The sequence below is a fragment of the Stappia stellulata genome, assembly GCF_020176715.1.
Classification (GTDB): Bacteria; Pseudomonadota; Alphaproteobacteria; order Rhizobiales; family Stappiaceae; genus Stappia.
In genome coordinates this window covers 73,679-95,673 of sequence record NZ_JAIVMF010000004.1, presented here as the reverse complement: position 1 = coordinate 95,673, position 21,995 = coordinate 73,679, and the positions used below count along the sequence as shown (strand labels likewise).

The following is a 21,995-nucleotide window of genomic DNA, read 5'->3' as shown; positions in this document are numbered from 1 at the left end:
TTGGCCGACGCTTGAAACGGCCCCGCCGCAGGGGGCGGATTGCGCCGCGAAGCGTCGATTTTCTGCAATTGCAGGAAGACGTAACTAGCGAGAATCGTGTAAGAAACACTTGTCATCCGGGGCATTTTGCCTGCGGTCCTGCCGGCGCCGGGACCAAGAGAGAGAAAGCAATCACATGGCCGAAGGCACCCAGAGCTTCGACCGGGCGGTAGGGCTTCTCGACATCGTCTCGAAGAACAGCCGGGACGGGGTCGCCTTCGCCGATCTTCTTGCGGCCACCCAATTGACCCGGCCGACGGCGAGGCGGTTGCTGATGGCGCTGGCGGAACATGGCTTCGTCGAGCAGGACGCCTCGAACAAGCTCTATTTCCTCGGGCCCAAGGTCTACGAGCTGGCGCTGCTGGTGCTGCCGTCCTTCGATTTTCGCGAAATCTACCAGCCGAGCCTCAACCGGCTGGTCGAGGACACCGGCGACACGGTCTTTCTCAACCGGGTGGTGTCGGACGACATCGTCTGCATCGCGCGCGAGTCCGGCAGCTTTCCGGTCAAGGCCTTCATCCTGGATGTCGGCGTGCAACGGCCGATCGGCATCGGCGCCGGCGGCATTGCCGTCCTGTCGGAGATGGATCCGGCCGAGGCCGAGGCCCTGCTGCAGCGCAATGCCGAGCGCATCGCCGCGCTCGGCGGCGACACGGAGGTCGCGGCGCGTCTGGTCGACGAGGCGCGCGGGCGCGGCTATGTGGCGCGCGATGTCTCGGGACTGGGAACGAGGACCATCGCCATGGCCCTGCACGACAGCACGGGCAAGCCGTTCGCCTCGCTCAGCGTCTCCACCATCCGCGACCGGATGCAGGGCGAGCATCTGGAGTGCGTGGTCGCAGCGCTCGGCGAGGAAGTCGCCACCATCCGGGAAAAGCTGAGCCGGCTGCGTCCCCAACACACCGGCTGAACAGCGTACCCCCGGCCGGGCGAGCGCTCTTCCGCCGACCCCGCGGTCAAGCGACCATCCCGTTGTTCGCCAGGTTCGCGACATCGACCAAGCGCTCCGTCTCGACCCACGCACCGCCAATCAAGGCCCGGGTTTCCAACACTCCGGGATCCGCAAGCCGTTCCCGAACGGCAGCCGCATTGCTCATCTTACCGCCCCTCATTCGCTCAATATCCGCCCGACGGTCCGCCCTGCTCCGCCGGACGGTCGGAAAACGCCTTTGCGAGCGCCGAGGTCGCGGAGGAAAACAGCGTCACATCCGTGCCGACCGCCACGAAGCTTGCCCCAAGCGACAGGCACTCGCGTGCAAACGCCTGATCGGCGGTGAGAAGGCCCGCCGGCTTGCCGCAGGCCCTGATGGCGACAATGGCATCGCGCACGGCCTGCTTGACGGCCGGGGCACCGGGATTGCCGAGATAGCCCATGTCGGCGGCAAGGTCGGCCGGGCCGATGAAGACCGCGTCCACCCCCTCGACGGCGGCAATCTCCGGCAGGGCCTTAAGCGCCTTTTGCGATTCCACCTGGACGATGAGGCAGATTTCCGCGTCCGCCGTGGTGAGATAATCGCCGATCCGGTTGAAGGCGGAGCTGCGGGCGAGTGCGGCACCGACGCCGCGCTTGCCGTGCGGCGGATAGCGCACCGCCTGCACCAGCTCCGTCGCCTGTTCCGCACTCTCCACCATCGGCACCAGAACGGTCTGGGCACCGATATCGAGCAACTGCTTCAGGATCCAGGTCTCGCCGATCGGCGCACGCACCACCGGCGCGACCGGATGGGCGGAGAGCGCCTGAAGCTGACCGACCATGCGCTGCAGGTCGTTGGGCGCATGTTCGCCGTCGATCACCAGCCAGTCGAAGCCGGCCCCCGCACAGATCTCCGCCGTATAGGCGTTGGCAAGACCCATCCACAGGCCGATCTGCGGGTCGCCCGCGATGAGACGGGCCTTGAACGGATTTCTTGGAGCCGGCATCGCGACCTCCCTCAACGAAAATAGATACTGACAGTTCCGGCCGCGCCGAAATCGGCGGTGATCGTGTCGCCATGCGCGGTTTCCACCGGGCGGATGAAGGAGCCCGACAAGACCACCTCGCCGGCCTCCAGCCCCATGCCGAGCGTATCGAGACGCCGGACCAGCCAGACGATCCCCATGGCCGGATGGTTGAGGACGCCGGCACCGAGGCCGGTTTCCTCGACAACGCCGTTGCGCGACACGCAGGCGCCGATCCAGCGCATGTCCATGTCGAGCGGACGCATCGGCCGACCGCCGGTGACGATGCCGGCGTTGGCGGCATTGTCGGCGATGGTGTCGATGACGTTGCGCATCTGTCCGGTCTCGGGGTCCTTCCGCTGCACGCGGGTGTCCAGGATCTCCAGCGCCGGAAGAATGTAGTCCGTGGCGTTCAGCACATCGGTGATGCCGACGGTCGCGCCCTGCAGCGGCGCCTTGAGCACGAAGGCGATCTCCGCCTCGATGCGCGGCTGGATGAAGCGATCCTCGGGAATCGTGTCGCCGTCCTGAAATGCCATGTCGTCGAACAGGATCCCGGAATCGGGCGTGTCGATCTGGAGTGCCGCCTGCATGGCGCGCGACGTCAGGCCGATCTTCCAGCCGATCCGCCGGCGCCCGGCCGCTTCCTTGAGCGACACCCAGCGCTCCTGAATGCGATAGGCATCACCCATGTCGGCGTCGGGAAAGCGGCCGGAAATCAGCGGGATCTGGATGCGGGAGCGTTCCGCCGCATCCAGTTCGCCGGCGAGTGCCGCGATATCGGTTTCGGCAAGCATCACGCCTCCTCCGCCACGACGCCATTGCGCAGCTGGCCGATGCCTTCGGCCTCGACCACGATCTCGTCCCCGGGCTTCAGCCAGATCGGCGGATTGAAGCGCGCACCCGCCCCCGTCGGCGTGCCGGTGACGATGACATCGCCGGGCTGCAGGGTGGTGAAGGTGGAGATGTAGTTGAGCAGCTTGCGGAAGCTGAAGATCATGCGGCCGGTGCGATCTTGCTGGCGCAGCTCGCCGTTGACCCGTGTCGACAGGGCGATATCGGCGATTTGCGCCTCGTCGACGAAGGGAACGATCCACGGCCCCATGCCCCCCGATGCGTCGAAATTCTTGCCCTGGGTGACGTTGAACTTGGCGTGACGCACCCAGTCGCGGATCGTGCCTTCGTTGCAGAGCGTGACGGCGGCGATATGCGACAGCGCGTCGGCTTCCGCGATCCGGCGTCCGGCCTTGCCGATCACCAGCGCGATCTCGCCCTCGTAGTCGAGCTGCTCGGACTCGCGCGGACGCACCAGCGGCTGGCCGTGACCGGTGAAGGACCCGGGGAAGCGGATGAAAAGCGAAGGATTGGGCGGAGCGGCCTTGTCGTCCTTGTACTCCGCGTTTCGGTCGGGATAGTTCACGCCGACGCAGATGATCTTCTGCGGCGCTTGGATCGGGATTTCGTAGCGGATTTCCGACAGGGCGAAGTCGACCGGCTGGCCGGCGGCCGCATCCACGGCGCGGCGCAGGTCGCCGTCGCAGACCACCTGCTGCAGGTCGGCCCAGGCGCCCCGCCCGGAGGCCGTCAGGTCGACGACGCCGGCGTCGGTGACCAGACCGAAGCGTGTTTTGCCATCCGCCGTGAAGGTTGCAAGGCGACCGTAGTCAGACATGTCTCGTCTCCGATTTTTTGCAAGGGGGTGCCGTTCCGGCGCGCGCAGGCGCCGGCTCGGCGGAGTTTGGGAAGGAAAACCCTCAGCCGGCGGGCTGCGGCGCTTTCTTGCGGAAGCCGCGCAGGATCGACCAGAGCAACAGGCCGGCCGTCAGGCAGTGGATGACGATGCTCGTCGTCGAGCTGAACAGATAGCTGTAGTCCCCGGCCGAGATCATCAGCGCGCGGCGCAGGTATTCCTCCACCATCGGCCCCAGCACGAAGCCGATCAGCAAGGGCGCCGGGGGAAAGCCGAAGCAGCGCAGCACATAGCCGAGCACGCCCATCAGGAGCACCATCCAGATGTCGAAGGTGGAATTCGACACGCCGAACACCCCGATGCAGACAAGCGCGACGATCACCGGAAAGAAGAACCGCCGGGGAACCGCGACGAGCCTGGCCCAGACGCCGATCAGCGGAATGTTCAGCATCAGGAGGAAGACGTTGCCGATCCAGAAACTCGCCACCAGCCCCCAGAAGAGGTCCGGGTGATCGACGACCAGCTGCGGCCCCGGCGAAATGCCGTGGATCATCAAGGCGCCGAGAATGATCGCCATCGTCGGCGTTCCCGGAATGCCGAGCGTCATCGTCGGGATGAAGGCGGTCTGCGCGGCGGCGTTGTTGGCGGCCTCGGGCGCGGCGACGCCATTGATCCGTCCGGTTCCGAATTCTTCCGGATTGCGGGTGGTCGAGCGCTCCAGCGAATAGGCGAGGAAGGAGGAGATCGTCGGACCGGCCCCCGGAAGCGGACCGAGGAGGCCGCCGACCGACGCGCCGCGCAGGACGGAGGGAACGATGGTGCCAAGCCGCCGGAAGGCGGAATACATCGCCCGGGCGTTGACCGCGATGGGCTTTTCCTGGGATTGCGAGGCGCTGATGTTGGCGATCACCTCGGGAATGCCGAACAGTCCCATGGCGACCGCCACGATGCTCAAGCCGTCGAGCAGATTGGGGATGCCGAGGTCGAAGCGGGCATAACCGCTGTTGAGATCGAGACCGACGGTGCCGAACAGCATGCCGACCGCGACCATCGCGATGCCCTTCAAGGGTCCCGCGCCAATCGCCGAGGCGCCCGCCACAAGCCCGAGCAGCAGGGTCGCGAAATACTCCGCCGGTCCGAAGGAGAGCGAGAAGCTGACGATCAGCGGCGAGAACACCACCATCGCGACGATGCCGAGCGTTCCGCCGGAAAACGAGGAGATCTGCGCGGTCAGCAGGGCAAGGCCGGCCTCTCCGCGCCGTGCCAGCGGATAGCCGTCGAGCGTGGTGATGGCATTGGAGGCCGTGCCGGGCAGGTTCAATAGGATGGAGGCGATCGACCCGCCGTATTCCGCGCCGTAGTAGACGCCGGCCAGCATGATCACGGCCGTCGTCGGATCGAGGCTGAAGGTCAGCGGCAGCAGGATGGAGATCGCGGCAATCGCCCCGATGCCCGGCAGCACGCCGACGATATTGCCGAGGATGACCCCAGCGAAACAATAGAGCAGGTTGACCGGCTGAAGCGCCGTCGCGAAACCGGAGAGGAAATCGGTCATGATCAAAAATCCGGCAGGAAGGACAGGGGCATGCCGAGCCCCTTGACGAAGACGGCCCAGGCGAACACCGACAGGGCGATGCCGACCACCAGCGTTTCGGCCGCGCGCAGCTGCGGCCGGGCAAGGGCCAGCACGAAGACCGCAACAATCGTGGTGAGGACCACACCGGCCGCCTCCAGCATCACCGCATAGAGCGCGATGGCCACGGCGACGCAGACCAGCGCCCGGAAATCGAAGCCGATGGCGCCGCCCGAACCGCGCAGGACCTCGATCACCGCGATCGCCAGTCCGGCACCGATGGCGACGACGCTCAGCGCGGTCGGGAGCATGCCCGGCCCCATGTTGCGCAGATCGCCAAGCGCCATGTCCCCGGCTCCCAGCAGGAAGAGCAGGCCAATGGTTGCGATCAGCAGGCCTCCACCTGCGTCCCTCAAGGTCTTCATGTGTCCTCCCAACCGCCGCGGCGGCCTTATTTGGCGGCGAGATGCCGGTGCAGATTGTTCATCTTGTAGCTGAACGGTCCGGGGATCTCCTGCATCTCGAAGGCGACCGCCAGCGGAGTGCGGTCGGCGAGCGGTTTGAGATGCTCCGCGATGCGCTCGAAGATCAGGTCGGCCGCCGCCTGCTTCGTCTCCATGTCACGCCCTTCGCCGATGCGGATGGCAAGATGCACGAAGGCGTTCTCCGGCTTTCCGTCCGCCACGATGCAATCGTCGATCCGGTTGATGCGGATCCGGACGCCGGCCAGCGGAAAGATGCCGGTTTCCATCATTGCGTCATGGACGCATCTGCCGAAGCCCTGAACCTCCGCGTCGTCGGCGATGTTCTTTGAATATTCGATCCATGCGTGCGGCATGACTGCTCCATTTCTGTTCGAAAGGGGCGGAGGCGCAGTCGGCCTCCGCCCTGTTTTCGGGCCTGGACCTACTTCGCTTCCAGACCGGCGTCGGCGATTTCCGCCGTCCACAGGTCGTATTCCTTGGCGATGTAGTCGGTGACGGCCTGCCGGCCGAGCGCCAGGCCGGACGGCGTCACGCCGATCTCGGACAGGCGCTGGCTGGTCTTGGGATCGGCGACCGCCTTGTTGAAGGCCGCATTCAGTTTCTCGAGACGATCCTGGGGAACGCCCTTGGGAGCGACGATGCTGTACCAGCCGACGACCTTGAAGCTCTCAAAGCCCAGTTCATCCGCGGTCGGGGTCTGCGGCAGCGCATGATAACGGTCCGCACTGGTCGCCAGGATCGGCTTCAGCGCACCGCTTTCGATGTGCGGAAGCACCGACACCGGGCTGCTGATGAGCGCATCGACGCGCCCGGCCAGAATGTCGGAGATCGCAGCACCCGAACCGGAATACGGGATGTTGGAGAACTTCAGATCCGCGTCCCGGGCGAGCAGCCGGGACGCAAGCAGCGCGGCGCTGCCGCCATTCGCCATCGTCATACGATCGGTCGCCGCCTTGGCAAACTCCTCGTAGGTGTTGATGTCGGAGGCACCCGGAACCGTGATCACATAGGGCGATTCCGAGATCAGCGCGACGCCGTCGAAGTCCTCCTTCGGCTTGTAGGTGGCCGCCTTGAACAGGGACGGATTGAGCGCCATCGTCGCCTGGATGCCGAACAACAGCGTGTATCCGTCCGCCTTCTCGCGCGCGGCAAGCAGGGTACCGACCGTGCCCGACGCGCCGGGACGGTTTTCCACCACCACCGGCTGACCGATGGTTTCGGACACCGCCTCGGCGACGATCCGCGCCGTGACGTCCGTTCCCCCTCCTGGGGAATAGGGCACGATTAGGCGGATCGGTTCTGCCGGAAAGTCGTCGGCGGCCTGCGCTGCCGGAAGGGCCGCCAGCGCGAAGACGCTGGCGAAACCTGCAAGAATTGCTCGTTTGGTAAACATCTCTCTCTCCCTAGACGTCTCGTGTTTACTTTTGCGTCTTGAACAGTTCGTCGATCTTCCTCTCGTAGCTGTGGTAGTTCAGGTAGTCATAGAGCTCCTCGCGGTCCTGCATGATGTCGAGGATGCCCTTGGCCGAGCCTTCCTTGCGGATGTGCTTGTAGACCTTGAGAGCGGCCGCATTCATCGCGCGCGCCGCGGACAGCGGATAGAGCGCGGCCGAAACGCCGACGCCACGCAGCTCCTCAAGCGTGAAATTCGGCGTCTTGGAGAACTCGGTGATGTTGGCCAGCACCGGATAGGGCGTGTCGAGCGCATCGACGAATGCCTTGTACTGCGACAGCTCGGTGCAAGCCTCCGCGAAGATCATGTCTGCGCCGGCTTCCACATAGGCGCAGGCCCGGTCGATCGCCCCGTCGAGCCCTTCGATCGCAAGCGCATCGGTCCGTGCGACAATGAAGAAGTCCGAATCGGTCTTCGCATCAACAGCCGCCTTGATGCGATCCACCATTTCCTGCTTGGACACGATTTCCTTGCCCGGGCGATGGCCGCAGCGCTTGAGCGAGACCTGGTCTTCCATGTGCATGGCGCCGGCACCGTCCTTGATCAGGCCGCGCACCAGGCGGGCGATCGAGAAGGCACCGCCGAAACCGGTGTCGACATCGACCAGAACCGGTAGGCTCGTCGCATCCGTGACGCGGCGCAGATCGGTCAGGACGTCGGTCATGGTGGTGATGCCGAGGTCCGGCAGGCCGTAGGAGGCGTTGGCGACGCCGGCGCCGGCGAGATACAGCGCCTTGTAGCCGGTGCGCTCGGCCATCATCGCGGTATAGGCGTTGATGGAGCCCATCACCTGCAAGGGGTTCTCTTCGGCCAGCGCCTTGCGGAACTTCGCTCCGGCGGAAAGCTGCGATGCGGTCATTCGTAATCCTTTCGTAATGACCATAATATGGTCACTTTGTCTCGTATTCAGTGTATATGACCATATTTTGTTTTATTCGCCTGTCAAGCAACCACAGATCAAATTCATCACATCGCGAAACCATGGAGAGAGTGTCACTGCAAATGACCATAATATGGTCGCGACCATTGGCGCCCACGCGGACATCGACGCGCAATTTGCCGCGCCCGCCGGCGTAGGATGACGCCGATAAGGTCCGGTATTTCCGGGGTTTTTTCGAAGAAACGACGTTGCGCCGGCGCGGCCGGTGGGTCTCGGTCGGCTCGCCCGGCGCCGCGCGGATCGCGGGCATCCGCCGGGGTGCATGGCGGGCGTGGCCATGGCGTCGGCAGGACGCCGGTGCGGTCCGGCCGCGGGCGATTCCTGCGGCAGTCGTTGAGCGATGCGCAGAAGTTCAGGTCACGGGCGGTCGCGAAACCATCGCCCGTGGCATTCAGCCGGGGAAAAAGGACATCAGCACGGCGGGAAGGTCCGTGGTCAGCGCCGGTACATAGGTGAGAACCAGCAGCACGACGAACTCCATCAGGATGAAGGGCCGCACTTCCCGGATCAGCGCCTCAAGCTTCACCCGCCCGACGGCCGCGCCGATGAAGAGCCCGGAGCCGACCGGCGGCGTGTTCAGCCCCAGCAGCAGATTGACGCAGAAAACAACGGCGAAATGGACGGGGTCGACCCCGTATCCCTCGGCAATCTGGGCGAAGATCGGTCCGAAGATGATGATCGCCGGGAAGAGGTCGAGAACGGTTCCGATGGCCAGCAGGATCACGTTCAAAAGCAACAGGAACACATACTTGTTGTCGGTGACCGCGTTGAAGAACTCGGCGAGGTAACGCGGCACGCCCTGGGTGGTCAGCACGTAGGACAGGATGCTGCTGGTCGCAAGCAGCAGGATCATGATCGAGCTGACCTTGGCGGAATCGAAGAAGATCGACGGCAGGTCCGTGAGGCTCAACGTGCGGGTGAACAGAAGACACACGCCGAGCGCATAGACGGAGGCGACCGCTGCGGCTTCCGTCGCCGTGAAATCGCCGCTGAGCACGCCAAGCACGATGATCGCCGGCATGACCAGAACAACAAGACTGCGAACGGTGATGTGCCAGATCTCCGGCCAGGTGAACCGCTTGCTGCGCTTCTCGTAGCCCCGCTTGCGGCTGATCCAGGAATTCATGCCCATCAGGGCCAGTGCCACGAGGATGCCCGGGACGATTCCTGCAACGAAGAGCTGCCCGATGGAGACGTCGCCGCCGACGGCCATCGCATAGATGACGAAAGTCAGGCTCGGCGGGATGATCGGACCAATGACGGAAGAGGCAATCGTGACGGCCGTCGCATAGGCGCGGTCGTAGCCCTTCTCGGCCATGGCCGGGATCAGCACGGATCCAAGCGCCGTCGTGTCGGCGGAGGCGGATCCCGTGATCCCGGCGAAGAACACGCTGCCGGCGATATTGGTATGCCCCATGCCGCCACGCAGGCGGCCGACCAGCATGTCGGCGAAATCCGTCAGCGAGCGGGTCATTCCGCCGCGCAGCATCAATTCGCCGGCAAGGACGAACAGCGGCACGGAGACCAGCACGTAGGATTCCATGCCGATGTACATGAAGTGGGGCAGCAGAACGAGGCTTTCGCCGCTGACGACGATGGCGGCAAGGCTGGCGGCCCCAATGGCGAAAGCCACGGGCATCCCCAACAGCAGGAACACCAGGAAACTTGCAAGAAGAACGATGAGGATCATGACGGGCGCCTCCAGATCGCGATGTCTTCGGCGATGAGACGCAGGCAGACGAGAATGAAGGCCCCGGCGCTGACCGGAATGGCGAGTTGCGGCACGGCGCGCGAGATACGCAGCGACCCAGTCTTCAGGTTCCAGACCGACGCGACCTTGTCATAGGCACCCCAGATGACAGCGGCGCAGAACACGATGATGGCGAGATGCATCAGCGCGCTGATGATCGCGCCCCGGCGCGGACCGAGCATGTCGACGAAGATCTGGATGCCGACATGACCGCGCTCGTTCAGCGTATAGGCGGCCGCCAGCAACAATCCCCAGAGCATGAGGATGACGCTCAGCTCCTCCGGCCAGGGCAGTGCGCCCACGGTCACGCGCATGACCACCTGCAGCGAGATGACGACCATGATCGTGCCGATGCAGGCCGCGATGAACAATTGGATCGAGCGATCGATCAGGGCCAGCAAACGCGTCATGACCGGTACCTGCCTTTCGATGATGGATCCCGCGGGACGGGCCGGGACCGGAACCGCCCTTCCTGCCTGCACCGCGCCTGACGCACGTCCCGTCGGAACTGTGGCCGCTCTAGCGCGAAGCCCGAGGCCCCGCAATCGCGAAACGGCCGGGTTTGGCGCGCGCGAAAGAGAAGGGCGCCGGACGGGATCCGGCGCCCCTGGGCCTGAAGGCCCTTTGCTCAGTTGGCGTAAAGACGCTGCTCGATCGCCTCGACCTCGGCGAAGACCTTCTCCACCACCTCGGCGCCGATCATTTCCTTCATCCAGGGAACGACCGCGGCCTGGGCCGCATCGCGCAGCCGGGCGCGTTCGGCCTCACTGATCGGGCGGACGTTGACACCGTTGTCGGCCAGCACCTGCAGCGCATCGACCCGGTTGCGATAGCTGGCGATGCCGAACTCGGCCGCCGCACCGATTTCGGCGCCGCGCTTCAGAACCTTGCGCTGCTCTTCGCTGAGCGACTGCCAGAAGCGCTCGTTGATGAGGTAGAAATTGACCACGCCGATGCTGTTGTCGAGCGTCACGTTCTTGGCGACCTCATAGTACTTCTGGTCGACCATGATGCCGAGCGTATGGCCCAGGCCGTCGATAACGCCGGTGCTGATCGACGTGTAGATCTCGCCCCAGGACACCGGCGTCGCGGATGCGCCCAGCGCTTCCCAGGCCTTGATGGTGAGCTGGCTGCTCGGCAGGGTGCGGAGCTTCAGGCCGTCGAGGTCTTCCAGCTTGTCGATGGGGCGCGTCTTGTTGATGAAATTGTAGAAGCCGTAAGGGGCGGCCGCGAGCACGCGCACACCAAGATCACGGGCCATGATCTCGTTGAGCTCGGCAAAGGTCGCGCTCTCGAAGAACTCCTTCATGACGAATTCGTCGGAGAAGAGGTAGGGCGTGAACCATGCAAGCATCGGGTCGTAGGCGCCGGTCAGCGTCTCGTCGCCCTGAACCATCTTGTTGATGCCGAGCTTTGCGCCTTCCAGCAGCTTCTCGGTGTCGCCAAGCTGACCGGAGTGAAACAGCTCGACGGAGATGTCGCCGGCGGACGCAGCTTCGACATACTGCTCGAAGGCCTGCCAGCCGTGCGAGTTCGCACCGCTCGGCGACTCGATGGTTCCGATCTGGAGCGATACCGACTGCGCGGCCGCACCGAAGCTGAGCGCCACGGAGCACGCCAGGGCAAGCGCGCCCTTCGTCACCATTTTCATCGGCTTCAAAGCCTGGATAGATCCTGCGAACATCATGATGGAAATTGCTCCCTGTCGTCGGAACCCCTGTCGGACTTCCGAAAGTTTCGCGGCCGCACGTTTGCGGCCTCGCCAGTGCGTCGGGACCTGCGCAACGCGATGCACAAAAGATCCAAAAGCCCCGTTGTTCGAGACCGACCTCCCCGTCGGCACACCGGCTACGCGACCACTGCTAGCAGGTCGAACAGCGGCCAGACAGGTGGTCTGCGGCGGGTGTCTACAATACTCAACACCGGCAACCAGCCTCGGTGGTATCGCCCGCCGAAACACAAGCTGAGAGGGTGTCGCTCTGGTGCCTGCTTGCAAATCGTGATTAACAGGCCGGGTCAAACGGCGGAGGCGGAATGTGGCCAGGATCGGAAACAAGATCAGGGATCTGAGACGTCGGCGGCAACTGACGATCCGCGAGCTGTCGCTGCGTTCGGGCGTGTCGCATTCGACGATCTCGCTCATCGAGCGCGAGAAAGTCAGCCCGTCCCTCAATACGCTGCAAGCGATCCTCGACGCCCTGGGCAGCACCCTCGTCGGCTTCCTGCACGGCGTGCAACTGGGCAGCCACAGCCCGTTCTACCGGGCGGACGAGCTGCCCGAGATCGGAAATGTCCGTGGAATTTCCTACAAGTTGATCGGCATGAACCACCCGAACCGGACCCTTCAGTTCCTGAAGGAAACCTACCAGATCGGCGCGGATACCGGCGGCCAGCTGTCGCATGAAGGCCAGGAAGCCGGCTACATCGTCTCGGGGCGGATCGAGGTCCGTGCCGGAACCAAGACGCAGGTCCTGGGGCCGGGCGATGCCTATTACTTCGACAGCCGAGAGGAACACCGGTTTCGAAACGTCGGCGACGAGCCGGCGGAAATCGTGAGTGCGATCACGCCCCCGACATACTGACGCCGGCCCGCCCGGGCGCCTTGCGCAGGCAACGCCCTGCTGGCCGTCCAGTGGGCGGAGGATCGGAATTTGGTGAGAATATTCACCAACTATCCGAGATAATTGACACCCTCGGTCGTGCGGCCCTAAGCGCTTGGACATTGTCCATTCAAAAAGGGTGCTCCATGTCCAACCACGACGAGCGCGCGACGTCCATCCTGGGTGCCGCCTATTTCCGCAAACCCCAGGAAAGCATCCTGGCCGAAAACGACGCCATCGAGGGCACGGTCAAACAGATCCTCGCCGATGTCCGCAAGGACGGCGACGCCGCCGTGCGCGCCTACAGCGCCAAGTTCGACAAGGTCGACGTCGACGCCGTCGAGGTCTCCGCCGAGAAAATCCGCAAGGCGGTCGACAATCTCGACCCGGCCATGCGCGAGGACACGCTGTTTGCCATCGCGCAGGTGCGCAACTTCGCCGAAAAGCAGCTCGCCACCATGCTGCCGCTCGAGGTCGAGACCCTGCCCGGGCTGACGCTCGGCCATCGCGTCATCCCGATCCAGCGCATCGGCGCCTATGTACCCGGCGGCCGCTATCCGCTGATGTCGGCCCCGATCATGACCATCGTTCCCGCCAAGGTCGCCGGCTGCGACGAGGTCATCGCCTGTCTTCCGCCGAGCGCCCATGAAGCGATGATCGCCGGCTGCCACCTGTCCGGCGCGGACCGGATCTTCCGCATCGGCGGCGCGCAGGCCATCGCCGCCATGGCCTATGGCACCGAGAGCGTTCCGCGCGTCGACAAGATCGTCGGCCCGGGCAACGCCTATGTGAACGAAGCAAAGCGCCAGGTCTTCGGTCCGGTCGGCATCGACCAGCTCGCCGGCCCGAGCGAGGTCTTCGTCATCGCCGACGAGACCGCCTCCGCCGAAATGGTTGCCATCGACCTTCTCGCGCAGGCCGAACATGACGTGCGCGCCCGCGTCGGCCTGATCACGACGAGCCGCGATCTTGCAGAGGCAGTCGAAAAGGAAGTCGCGCGCATTCTGGGCGAGCTGAAGACCAGCGCCGTTGCCGCGGAAGCCTGGGAGCGGTTCGGCGAGATCGTTCTGTGCAACGACGTCGACGCGATGATCGCCTATTCCGATCTGGTCGCACCGGAGCACCTGGAGGTCATCACCGCGGACATGGACGCCGTTGCCGCGAAGCTGCGCAACTACGGCTCGCTCTTCATCGGACCCAACGCCTCCGTGGTCTATTCCGACAAGTGCTGCGGCACGAACCACACGCTGCCGACGGCCGGTGCCGGCCGCTACACCGGCGGGCTGTGGGTCGGCGCCTTCGTGAAGGTCTGCACCCATCAGCGCCTGAGCCAGACGGCCGTGGCCGAAGTCGCTCCGCATGCCGTGCGCCAGAGCCTTTACGAGGGCATGGAAGCCCATGCCCGCGCGGCCGACCACCGTCTGGTCCTTGCCGGCCTCGGCTCCCGCATCCCGACGAACTGAGCCGGAGCCCAACGCAGGCTCCCAGCGACATCGCCGGGCGGGAGCACTCCCGTCCGGCGTCACGCTCCCACGGCGCGGACGCAGTTTATTCGCAGGTGACAAGCTTCACGTCATGGGCGGCCAGCATCTCCGCGATCGCGGCCTCCGGCGCGGTGTCGCTGATCACATAGTCCACGGCGCCGACATGGCACAGGCGCACCAGCCCGCCCTTGCCGAACTTGCTTGAATCGAGCGCCAGCAGGATCGTCTTGGCGCGTTGCATCGCCATGCTGGCGAAGCGCACCTCGAACTGGTCGTCGTCGCAGATATTGCCGGCGGCATCCATGCCGCTCACCGACAGGATGGCGTAGTCGAACAGGAACTGGTCCAGAAACCCTGTGTCCTGTCCGCCGACCACCGCGCCATCGACATGGCGAACGAAGCCCGCCGGAACGGCAACCACGAAGTCGTCCCTCTCGCTGAACCGCAGGGCCGAGCGAAGGCTGTAGGTCACGACCTTGAGGTGCCGACGTGCCGTCAGCGCCGAGGCGATCGCCTCGCAGGTGGTGCCGGTGTCGAGAAAGACGGACGACCCGTCCTCCACCAGATCCGCGACCTGCCGCGCAATCAGCTGCTTTTCCGCCGCGCGCTGCCGGCGACGCTGCGCATAGACCGAGCGGTCGATATTGCCCTGGATCGCGGCCCCGCCGTGGGCACGGCGAACTTTTCCGGCGGCGTCCAGTTCCGAAATGTCCCGCCGCACGGTCTGTTCCGAAACAGCGAGCTCTCTCGCCAGATCCGCCAATGTCGCGTATCCCTGTGCCTCGATGCGCTCGACGAGGCGCTGCTGGCGCTTTTGCTTCTTCGGAATCTCGATCACCCTGCCTCCACTCCGGCCATCCGTCGCCAATGGGCCGCCTCCGGTTCTTAGCGCCGCGCCCGCGGCGAAGCCACAATCGAAGACGGAATAGCGGTAAAATGTAATTTTTCTAACATAATATTGTAAATTGGATTACAATATGGTTTTCCTGAGGCAGCTTGAGAGAGCGCATCGCCCACCCCCAAAACGAGGATCATCACGGATGGATTCGAAACTCTGCATCACCGCCCTCGTCGCCCTGCTCCTTTCGGTGCCGGCCGCAGCGGACGAGATCACGGTTTACACCTCCTATGAGGAGGACGAAGCCGCCAGGTTCCTCGAGTTGGCCAAAAAGGACATGCCCGACCTCGAGGTGAACATGTTGCGCCTGTCGACGGGCGAGCTTGCCGCGCGCATCATCGCCGAGAAGGCCAATCCGCAGCACGACGTGATCTGGGGCTTCGCCGCCTCGACCATCGTGACGCCGCAGATCGAGGAAACGCTCGAGGCCTACCGCCCGAAGGGCATCGACGCCGTGCCGAAGGAGTTCCGCGCGGCGGACGACAAGTGGTTCGCCGTCACCGGCTACATGGCCGCCTTCTGCGTCAACGACGAGCGGCTGGAAAAGCTCGGCCTGGAAAAGCCGACCTCCTGGAAGGATCTCCTCGACCCGAAGTACAAGGGCGAGATCGTGATGCCGAACCCGGCAAGCTCCGGCACCGGCTACATCCAGGTCAGTTCGCTACTACAGATGATGGGCGAGGACGAGGGCTGGGCCTTCCTGGAAAAGCTCGACAAGAACGTCGCCCAATACATCAAGTCCGGCTCCAAGCCGTGCCATGCCGCATCGGCGGGCGAATTCGCGGTCGGCGCCTCCTATGACATGCGCGCCATCAAGAACATCGAGGAAGGCTATCCGATCTCGATGGTGACCCCGGCCGAAGGCTCCGGAAACGAACTGGAGGCCAATGCGCTGGTCGCCACGTCGAACAACAAGGAGGCCGCCAAGCGCTTCCTCGACTGGACCGTCACCAAGACGGCCGCCGATGCCTACCTCGAGTGGAAGGCCATCGTGACCATTCCGGGCGGAACCATGCCGCAGCGCTTCCTCGATGCCGGCCTGCCGCAGGACACCAACAGCGTGCTGCATCCGACCGACTTCAAGGCCGCCGCCGAGGATCGCAAGGACATCATCGCGACCTGGCAGGAAAAATTCGAGCGCTGAGGCCGGCATAACCTGCAAGCCCGCTCGGCGGTCCGGTCCCGTCCGGCCGGACCGCCTGCCAAGACGATCCGGCATCCGCCCTTTCGGCGGATGCCGCCTTGCCTGCCCGCTTCCGGGCGCCCGGCGACAATGTGACAACGCGCGGGCCGCCCCGGCGGTGCCTGAAAGCCTGAGGACCAAGATGGACATTCGTGTCACCGGCCTGACCAAGAATTTCGGCTCGACCACCGCGCTTTCCGACGTCTCGCTCGATGTGCCGGAGGGCAGCCTGACCTGCTTCCTCGGCCCGTCCGGCTGCGGCAAGACCACGCTGCTGCGGGTGATCGCCGGCCTGGAGGAAGCGGACGCCGGCCAGATCCTGCTCGGCGATGCGGACCTCTCCCGCACCCCTGCCCGCGACCGCAATTTCGGCGTCGTCTTCCAGTCCTATTCGCTGTTTCCCAATCTGACCGCCGCCCAGAACGTCGCCTATGGTCTCGAGTGCCGCAGATGGTCGAAGCCGGACACGCGCCGCCGCGTCGCCGAGATGCTGGACCTCGTCCATCTGGACGACCAGCGCGACAAGCTTCCGGCCCAGATGTCGGGCGGACAGCAGCAGCGCATCGCCATCGCCCGCGCCCTTGCGCCCCACCCCTCGCTGCTCCTGCTCGACGAGCCGCTGTCGGCGCTTGATGCCAAGGTGCGCGAGGAATTGCGCCAGGAAATCCGCGCGATCCAGCAGCGGCTCGGCATCACCACGATCATGGTGACCCACGACCAGAACGAAGCGCTCGAGATGGCCGACCAGATCGTCGTCCTCAACGGCGGCAAGGTCGAACAGGCCGGCAGCGCACGTGCGCTTTACGACCGTCCGCGCACCCGCTTCGTCGCCGAATTCATCGGCTCGATCAACACCTTCACGGTTCAAGACCCGCAAACCGACCCGCATCTCGGCACCGTGCGCCTGCGCACCTCGCAGCCGCTGGAAAGCAGCACGCTCGGCGTCCGGCCCGAGGCGATCAAGGTCCTTGACGACGGACAAGAGGCCGACAACGTCTTTGCGGCGACCATCGAGAAGGCGACCTTCCTCGGCAACATGACGGTGCTGCACGCCCGTCTCGAGGCCGCCCCCGACCAGCCGGTGGTCTTCGAGGCCCATGGCCCGGCCGACGGCCTGGAGCCCGGCCGGAAACTGCGCCTCGGCATTGCCGCCGGCGACCTGAAGGACCTGGCATGAGCGGCGCGGCACGAACGGCGGCGCGACGCGGCGAAAGACGCTCCCTGCCGGCCCTGACCAGCGACCGGGGCATCGCCCTGCTCCTGTCCGCGATCATGGCCGGCCTGATGCTGGTCTTTCTCGTCATGCCCGTCGCGGCGATCCTGTTGCGCAGCCTCGACACGCAAGCCGGACCGGGCCTTGGCAATTTCACCGCGACCTTCGCGGACCCGCGTTTCTGGGACCTTCTGGTCAATTCGCTGACGGTGTCCCTGCTCTCCTCCACGCTCGCCGTCGGCCTGGCCTATCTCTACGCCTATGCGCTGCAGCGCTCGAACGTTCCGCTGAAGCCGCTCCTGCGCATTGTGGTGATGATGCCGCTGTTCGCGCCCTCGCTGGTGCAGGCGCAGGGCCTGCTGCTGCTTCTGGGGCGCAACGGCGCCTTCAACCGATTTCTCGGCTTCGATCTCGACATCTACGGCTTCTGGGGCGTTGCGCTCGCCAACACGCTCTACACGTTTCCCTATGCCTTCCTGATCCTGTCGGCCGCGCTCGCAGTTGCCGATGCCCGCGTCTACGAAAGCGCCACGATGCTCGGCGCGCGTCCCGGGCGGATCTTTCGCACGGTCACGCTGCCGGCCACCCGCTACGGCATCGCGGCCGCGGTCTTCGTCACCTTCTCCCTGTCGGTGACGGACTTCGGCAACGCCATCGTCATCGGCGGAAACTTCAGCGTGCTGGCGACCGAGATCTACAACAAGGTGATCGGACAGGGGCAGTTCGCGCTCGGTGCGGTGATCGGCGTCGTGCTGCTGGCGCCGGCCATCGTCTCCAAGCTGCTGGAAAAGCGCATTTCGAGCCGCCAGCAGGCGCAAATGACCGACAAGTCCGTCCCGCTGACGACCCGCGCGAACCGCATGCGCGACCTCGTCCTAAGCGGCTACTGCTATGCGGTCATGATCGTCTTCCTGGCCATCCCCGGCATTGTCGCGACCGCAAGCTTCGTGAAACTGTGGCCCTACAACATGGCCTTTTCGCTCAAGCATTATGCCTTCGACGTGCAGAACGGCACGGAGCCCTTGTGGAATTCCGTCTATGTCGCGCTGGCGACCGCCGGTCTCGGCGTCACCATCGCCACCGTTTCGGCGATTGTCGTGCAGAAGTTCCGGACACCGCTCAGCGGGCCGCTGTCCTTCCTGGCGATCCTGCCGAGCTCGATCCCCGGCATGGTGCTCGGGCTTGGCTATGTGCTCGCCTTCAACAACCCGGCCAACCCGCTCAACATGATGTACGGCACGCTGGCGCTGATCATCTTCCTCTATGTCTATTACAACCACGCCCAGGCGTTCCTGATCGCCTCCACCAGCCTCAAGCAGATCAGCAGCTCCTTCGACGAAGCCTCGACGATGCTCGGCGGCGGCGTGGTGAGGACGTTCTTCAAGGTGACCCTGCCGCTGTTGTGGCCCACACTTCTGGGCGTGGGCGTGTTCTTCTTCATGCGCGCCATGGTGTCGCTATCGGCGGTGATCTTCCTGATCACGCCGGAAACGCAGGTCGCCGCCGTCTCCGTGCTTCAGCTCGCCGATCGCGGCGCCGTCAACCAGGCCGCGGCCTTTTCCATGTGCATCATGGCAATCGTGATCGCCTGTCTCCTGATCGTACGGCTGGTGCTGTGGCTTGCCGGCGCGAAATCGGTCACGCTCATCCGCTAGGTCCGCATTCATGGCATTTCCGCACATCCGTGCCGTCCTGTTCGACAAGGACGGCACCTTGCTCGACTTCGACAAGAGCTGGGCCCCGGTCAACCGCAGCACGGCGAGCTGGGCCGCCGGCGGCGATCCCGAATTTGCCGAAAGGCTGATGACGGTGGCGGGCTTCGATCCGCTGACGGAAAAGACCCGTTCGGGCAGCCTCTATGCCGCCGGCAACACCGCCGAGATCGCCGAGGCGTGGCGGGCAGCAGGCGTGTCTCTCCCACTCGGAGAGCTGATTGCGGAACTGGACCGGCGCTTCACCGAAAACGCCGCGCGGGCCGTTGCCGTGCCGCGGCTTGCGGAAACCGTCGGCGGGCTTGCCCGGCGGGGATTCCTGCTCGGGATCGCCAGTTCCGACAGCAAGGGCGCCATCGCCCGCTTCGTCGCAACCGTCGGGCTGAGCGAGCGGTTTGCCTTCATTGCCGGCTATGATTCCGGCTTCGGCTACAAGCCCGGCCCCGGCATGCTCACCGCCTTCAGCGACCAGACCGGCGTCCCGGCCGCGCAGATCGCCATGGTCGGCGACAACCTGCACGACCTGGAGATGGCCCGCGCGGCGCGAGCGGGCCTGCGCGTTGCCGTGCTCACCGGCACGGGCACGCGCGAGGAGCTTGCCCCACATGCCGATCTTTGCCTGGAAAGCATCGCCGATCTGCCGGAGGCGCTTGCGGCGGCAACCGCCAACTCCTGACCGACGTGACGGATGCGGGGCGCCCCCCCCGATGTCCGCGCCCGCTTGAAAAGAGAAGGGGATCAAGCGGGCGCGGCGCTGGCGCCGGCGCGCTGTGGGTCTTGCCGGCGTGACAGCGGGTCTCGGAAAAAAGGGCATCAGCGCGGCGGACACGCGCGGCCCGTCGCACAAGGCCCCGTCGCGGACCGTCGCTCGAGGCCAGGAACCCAAATCCGCCTTGCGTCAGGCGGCGCCGTCAGTCGCCGTCAGTCGCCGCCGGTGGGCGGCGTGCGGACAAAGGTCTTGCCGCCCGATCCCCAGTTTCCTTCCGGATAGTCCTGGATCATCACCCGTGTGATCGCGCGCTGCTTCTCGCCTCCGACCCGCACGATCGCATCGGTCAGTTCGCCGATCAGCGTGTCCTTCTGCTCGCGCGTATAGACCCCTTCGGGGATCGCAACGGTCACGATTGGCATGGTCTTTTCCTCCCAAGGATTGCCGGGACTCCGCACCCGCAGGGGCGCGGCCCCAGACTTCATCAACATTTGCGCGGCCAGCCTGCGTCGCCGGCACTAAACTGTCAACACTTAAACGGATCGAACGAAACGCGGCCCCTGCGGCACCGACACCCGCAGACAAGACGCTCGAAGGCTCCCACCTGAAGAAACCTGACATCCCCCATCGCAGACAGTATGGCGCGTAGGAAAATAAGTTATTTATATCAACAAATTGATAGAATTTCGGAAGCTTCGATCGCGGGAAGGCAACACGTTGCCCCGCCTCCCGCGCCGGAGCCCGGAGGCGCACACGGAGAGAAGACGGGACACCCGGTTGTGCCAAGTCGCTTGACAGCTCTTCAAAAGTGTCAACACAATTGAGGGTAGCCTGATCGCCGTGATCCCTGCCCCCGACGCCCGTCCGCGCGGGCGGGCCCGGCCCCGGACGACGGACCGCCTCCGGTTCGCAAGACACCAAGAGCCCTTTCATGACCCTCGACCTGCTCCTGCACAATGCCCGCCTGGTTCTCCCGGATGTCGGCGTGACGCCGGGAGCCGTGGGGGTGAAGGACGGCCGCATCGCGGCAATTCTCGCGCCGGACGCGACCCTCCCGGCGGCGGAAACGGTGGACTGCGGCGGCCTGTGGCTGATGCCGGGACTGGTCGACCCGCATGTTCACTTCGGCTACGGCTCCCTGGAGACCGATTTTCTCACCGAGGCCCGCTCCGCGGCGCTTGGCGGCGTGACCAGCGTCTTGTCGTTTCATCGCTCCGCCGACCCGCGCGACGCGCTGCCGGGAGAGCGCGATCTGGCGCTTGGACAAAGCTGCATCGACGTCGGCTTCCATCTCGGGATCACCCACCGCCTGCATGTCGAGACGCTGGTCGAATGCGCGAAAGCCTTCGGGATCACCTCCTACAAGCTCTACCTCCAGTACAAGGGCCAGGCCGGGCTTTCCAAGGGCTTCACCGAGATCGACGACGGGCTGCTCTACCACGCCATGCTGGAGACCCTGAAGGTGCCGGGCGGCGTGCTCGGCGTGCACTGCGAGAACGTCGAGGTAATCCCCGTGCTGCGCGATCCGCTCCGCCGTGCGGGCCGCGCCGACCTTGCCGCCTGGGACGCGCAAAGCCCCGACTTCCTGGAAGCGGAGAACGTGCACAAGGTCGGCTATTTCGCCGACAAGACCGGATGCCCGGTCAATGTGGTGCATCTGTCGAGCCGCGAGGCGCTGGAGGAAGCCCGCCGCCATCGCCGCCGCTCGCGCGTGCCGATGAGCGTCGAGACCTGTCCGCACTATCTTTCGCTGACCTGCGACGCCGAGGTCGGCCCGCTGGCCAAGGTGAACCCGCCGGTGCGCAGCCAGGACGATGTCGATGCCCTGTGGGACGGCGTGATGGACGGCACGGTGACGACGATCGGCACCGATCACGTCGCCCGCAAGCGCGAGACCAAGACGGAAATCTGGTCCGCGACCATGGGCCTGCCCGGCGTCGCCACCTTGTTGCCGCTGCTGATCCACGAGGGCCACCATGCGCGCGGCGTCCCGATCGAGCGGATCGCCGCCCTGACCTCGGCCAATCCGGCGCGCCTCTACGGCCTGTCCGCCAAGGGGCAGATCGCCGTCGGCCGGGACGCGGACCTGGTGGTGGTCGACCCCGACCTGGAGCGGCAGGTCGACCCGGCCAGGCTGGAAAGCTTTGCCGACTACTCCCCCTTCGAGGGCCGCACCCTGAGAGGGTGGCCGGTCATGACCTTCCTGCGCGGCCGCCTGATCGCCCGCGACGGCTCCATCGCCGAAGACGTGCGGGACACCCCGTCGGGCCGATACCTCGCCCGCGGTTGAAACCGGTCCTCCCCCAGCCAAGCCAGGAGAAAACGCGG

General features: G+C 65.2%; 22 protein-coding genes. 9 read left to right on the top strand and 13 right to left on the bottom strand.

Annotated elements, in window-relative coordinates; genetic code table 11:
* Positions 1-175 precede the first annotated feature (175 nt).
* Positions 176-949, top strand: coding sequence for an IclR family transcriptional regulator (locus LC092_RS06860; RefSeq protein ID WP_224805708.1), 774 nt, complete (start codon positions 176-178; stop codon positions 947-949).
* A gap of 206 nt (positions 950-1,155) precedes the next feature.
* Here LC092_RS06860 and hpaI read toward each other — a convergent pair whose 3' ends face one another.
* From hpaI to LC092_RS06815, 9 genes are all read right to left on the bottom strand, one after another.
* Positions 1,156-1,959: a 4-hydroxy-2-oxoheptanedioate aldolase gene (gene hpaI, locus LC092_RS06855; protein WP_224805707.1), complete on the bottom strand. Its 804-nt coding sequence runs from the start codon at positions 1,957-1,959 to the stop codon at positions 1,156-1,158.
* Between the two features lie 11 nt (positions 1,960-1,970).
* Positions 1,971-2,774: a 2-oxo-hept-4-ene-1,7-dioate hydratase gene (gene hpaH / locus LC092_RS06850; RefSeq protein WP_224805706.1), complete on the bottom strand. Its 804-nt coding sequence runs from the start codon at positions 2,772-2,774 to the stop codon at positions 1,971-1,973.
* Entirely contained in the window at positions 2,774-3,649 is an 876-nt protein-coding gene (locus LC092_RS06845) for a fumarylacetoacetate hydrolase family protein (protein ID WP_224805705.1), read from the bottom strand. Before LC092_RS06845 ends, hpaH begins: the two co-directional genes overlap by 1 nt.
* A gap of 82 nt (positions 3,650-3,731) precedes the next feature.
* Entirely contained in the window at positions 3,732-5,222 is a 1,491-nt protein-coding gene (locus LC092_RS06840) for a tripartite tricarboxylate transporter permease (protein WP_224805704.1), read from the bottom strand.
* Between the two features lie 2 nt (positions 5,223-5,224).
* Positions 5,225-5,665, bottom strand: coding sequence for a tripartite tricarboxylate transporter TctB family protein (locus LC092_RS06835; protein WP_224805703.1), 441 nt, complete (start codon positions 5,663-5,665; stop codon positions 5,225-5,227).
* 26 nt (positions 5,666-5,691) lie between these two features.
* Positions 5,692-6,078, bottom strand: coding sequence for a 5-carboxymethyl-2-hydroxymuconate Delta-isomerase (locus LC092_RS06830; protein WP_224805702.1), 387 nt, complete (start codon positions 6,076-6,078; stop codon positions 5,692-5,694).
* A gap of 68 nt (positions 6,079-6,146) precedes the next feature.
* Positions 6,147-7,118: a Bug family tripartite tricarboxylate transporter substrate binding protein gene (locus LC092_RS06825; RefSeq protein WP_224805701.1), complete on the bottom strand. Its 972-nt coding sequence runs from the start codon at positions 7,116-7,118 to the stop codon at positions 6,147-6,149.
* Positions 7,119-7,143: 25 nt separating this feature from the next.
* A complete protein-coding gene (gene prpB, locus LC092_RS06820; protein WP_224805700.1) occupies positions 7,144-8,037 on the bottom strand; it encodes a methylisocitrate lyase in 894 nt (297 codons plus the stop codon).
* A gap of 472 nt (positions 8,038-8,509) precedes the next feature.
* Positions 8,510-9,778: a TRAP transporter large permease gene (locus LC092_RS06815; RefSeq protein ID WP_412103539.1), complete on the bottom strand. Its 1,269-nt coding sequence runs from the start codon at positions 9,776-9,778 to the stop codon at positions 8,510-8,512.
* Here LC092_RS06815 and LC092_RS21345 point away from each other — a divergent pair.
* Positions 9,738-9,845, top strand: coding sequence for a hypothetical protein (locus tag LC092_RS21345; RefSeq protein WP_412103533.1), 108 nt, complete (start codon positions 9,738-9,740; stop codon positions 9,843-9,845). The genes LC092_RS06815 and LC092_RS21345 overlap by 41 nt on opposite strands.
* Here the strand turns inward: LC092_RS21345 and LC092_RS06810 are convergent.
* Positions 9,805-10,278 carry a TRAP transporter small permease gene (locus LC092_RS06810; protein ID WP_224805698.1) on the bottom strand — a complete coding sequence of 158 codons (474 nt, stop codon included), beginning with the start codon at positions 10,276-10,278 and terminating at the stop codon, positions 9,805-9,807. The genes LC092_RS21345 and LC092_RS06810 overlap by 41 nt on opposite strands.
* A gap of 218 nt (positions 10,279-10,496) precedes the next feature.
* On the bottom strand, positions 10,497-11,555 hold the full coding sequence (locus tag LC092_RS06805) for a TRAP transporter substrate-binding protein (RefSeq protein ID WP_224805697.1): 1,059 nt from the start codon (positions 11,553-11,555) through the stop codon (positions 10,497-10,499).
* Positions 11,556-11,904: 349 nt separating this feature from the next.
* On the opposite strand from LC092_RS06805, the gene LC092_RS21265 reads away from it, so the two are divergent.
* Together LC092_RS21265 and hisD are read left to right on the top strand one after the other, a co-directional pair.
* Positions 11,905-12,450 (top strand): cupin domain-containing protein, encoded by a 546-nt coding sequence (locus LC092_RS21265; protein WP_224805696.1) that lies wholly within the window; start codon positions 11,905-11,907, stop codon positions 12,448-12,450.
* 164 nt (positions 12,451-12,614) lie between these two features.
* Positions 12,615-13,931, top strand: a complete 1,317-nt coding sequence (gene hisD, locus LC092_RS06795; protein WP_224805695.1) for a histidinol dehydrogenase — start codon at positions 12,615-12,617, stop codon at positions 13,929-13,931.
* An 85-nt stretch (positions 13,932-14,016) separates the two neighbouring features.
* On the opposite strand, the gene LC092_RS06790 is transcribed toward hisD, so the two are convergent.
* Entirely contained in the window at positions 14,017-14,790 is a 774-nt protein-coding gene (locus LC092_RS06790; RefSeq protein WP_224805694.1) for a DeoR/GlpR family DNA-binding transcription regulator, read from the bottom strand.
* A 202-nt stretch (positions 14,791-14,992) separates the two neighbouring features.
* Between LC092_RS06790 and LC092_RS06785 the strand changes: the two genes are divergently transcribed.
* The 4 genes from LC092_RS06785 (at position 14,993) to LC092_RS06770 (ending at position 19,634) form a co-directional block, all read left to right on the top strand.
* Positions 14,993-15,994 (top strand): ABC transporter substrate-binding protein, encoded by a 1,002-nt coding sequence (locus tag LC092_RS06785; RefSeq protein WP_224805693.1) that lies wholly within the window; start codon positions 14,993-14,995, stop codon positions 15,992-15,994.
* A 181-nt stretch (positions 15,995-16,175) separates the two neighbouring features.
* Positions 16,176-17,210, top strand: coding sequence for an ABC transporter ATP-binding protein (locus LC092_RS06780; RefSeq protein WP_224805692.1), 1,035 nt, complete (start codon positions 16,176-16,178; stop codon positions 17,208-17,210).
* Positions 17,207-18,901 carry an ABC transporter permease subunit gene (locus LC092_RS06775; protein ID WP_224805691.1) on the top strand — a complete coding sequence of 565 codons (1,695 nt, stop codon included), beginning with the start codon at positions 17,207-17,209 and terminating at the stop codon, positions 18,899-18,901. Before LC092_RS06780 ends, LC092_RS06775 begins: the two co-directional genes overlap by 4 nt.
* 10 nt (positions 18,902-18,911) lie before the next feature.
* Entirely contained in the window at positions 18,912-19,634 is a 723-nt protein-coding gene (locus LC092_RS06770; protein ID WP_224805690.1) for an HAD family hydrolase, read from the top strand.
* Between the two features lie 245 nt (positions 19,635-19,879).
* Here LC092_RS06770 and LC092_RS06765 read toward each other — a convergent pair whose 3' ends face one another.
* Positions 19,880-20,089 carry a tautomerase family protein gene (locus tag LC092_RS06765; protein ID WP_224805689.1) on the bottom strand — a complete coding sequence of 70 codons (210 nt, stop codon included), beginning with the start codon at positions 20,087-20,089 and terminating at the stop codon, positions 19,880-19,882.
* A 509-nt stretch (positions 20,090-20,598) separates the two neighbouring features.
* On the opposite strand from LC092_RS06765, the gene LC092_RS06760 reads away from it, so the two are divergent.
* Positions 20,599-21,957, top strand: coding sequence for a dihydroorotase (locus LC092_RS06760; protein WP_224805688.1), 1,359 nt, complete (start codon positions 20,599-20,601; stop codon positions 21,955-21,957).
* Positions 21,958-21,995: the final 38 nt, after the last annotated feature.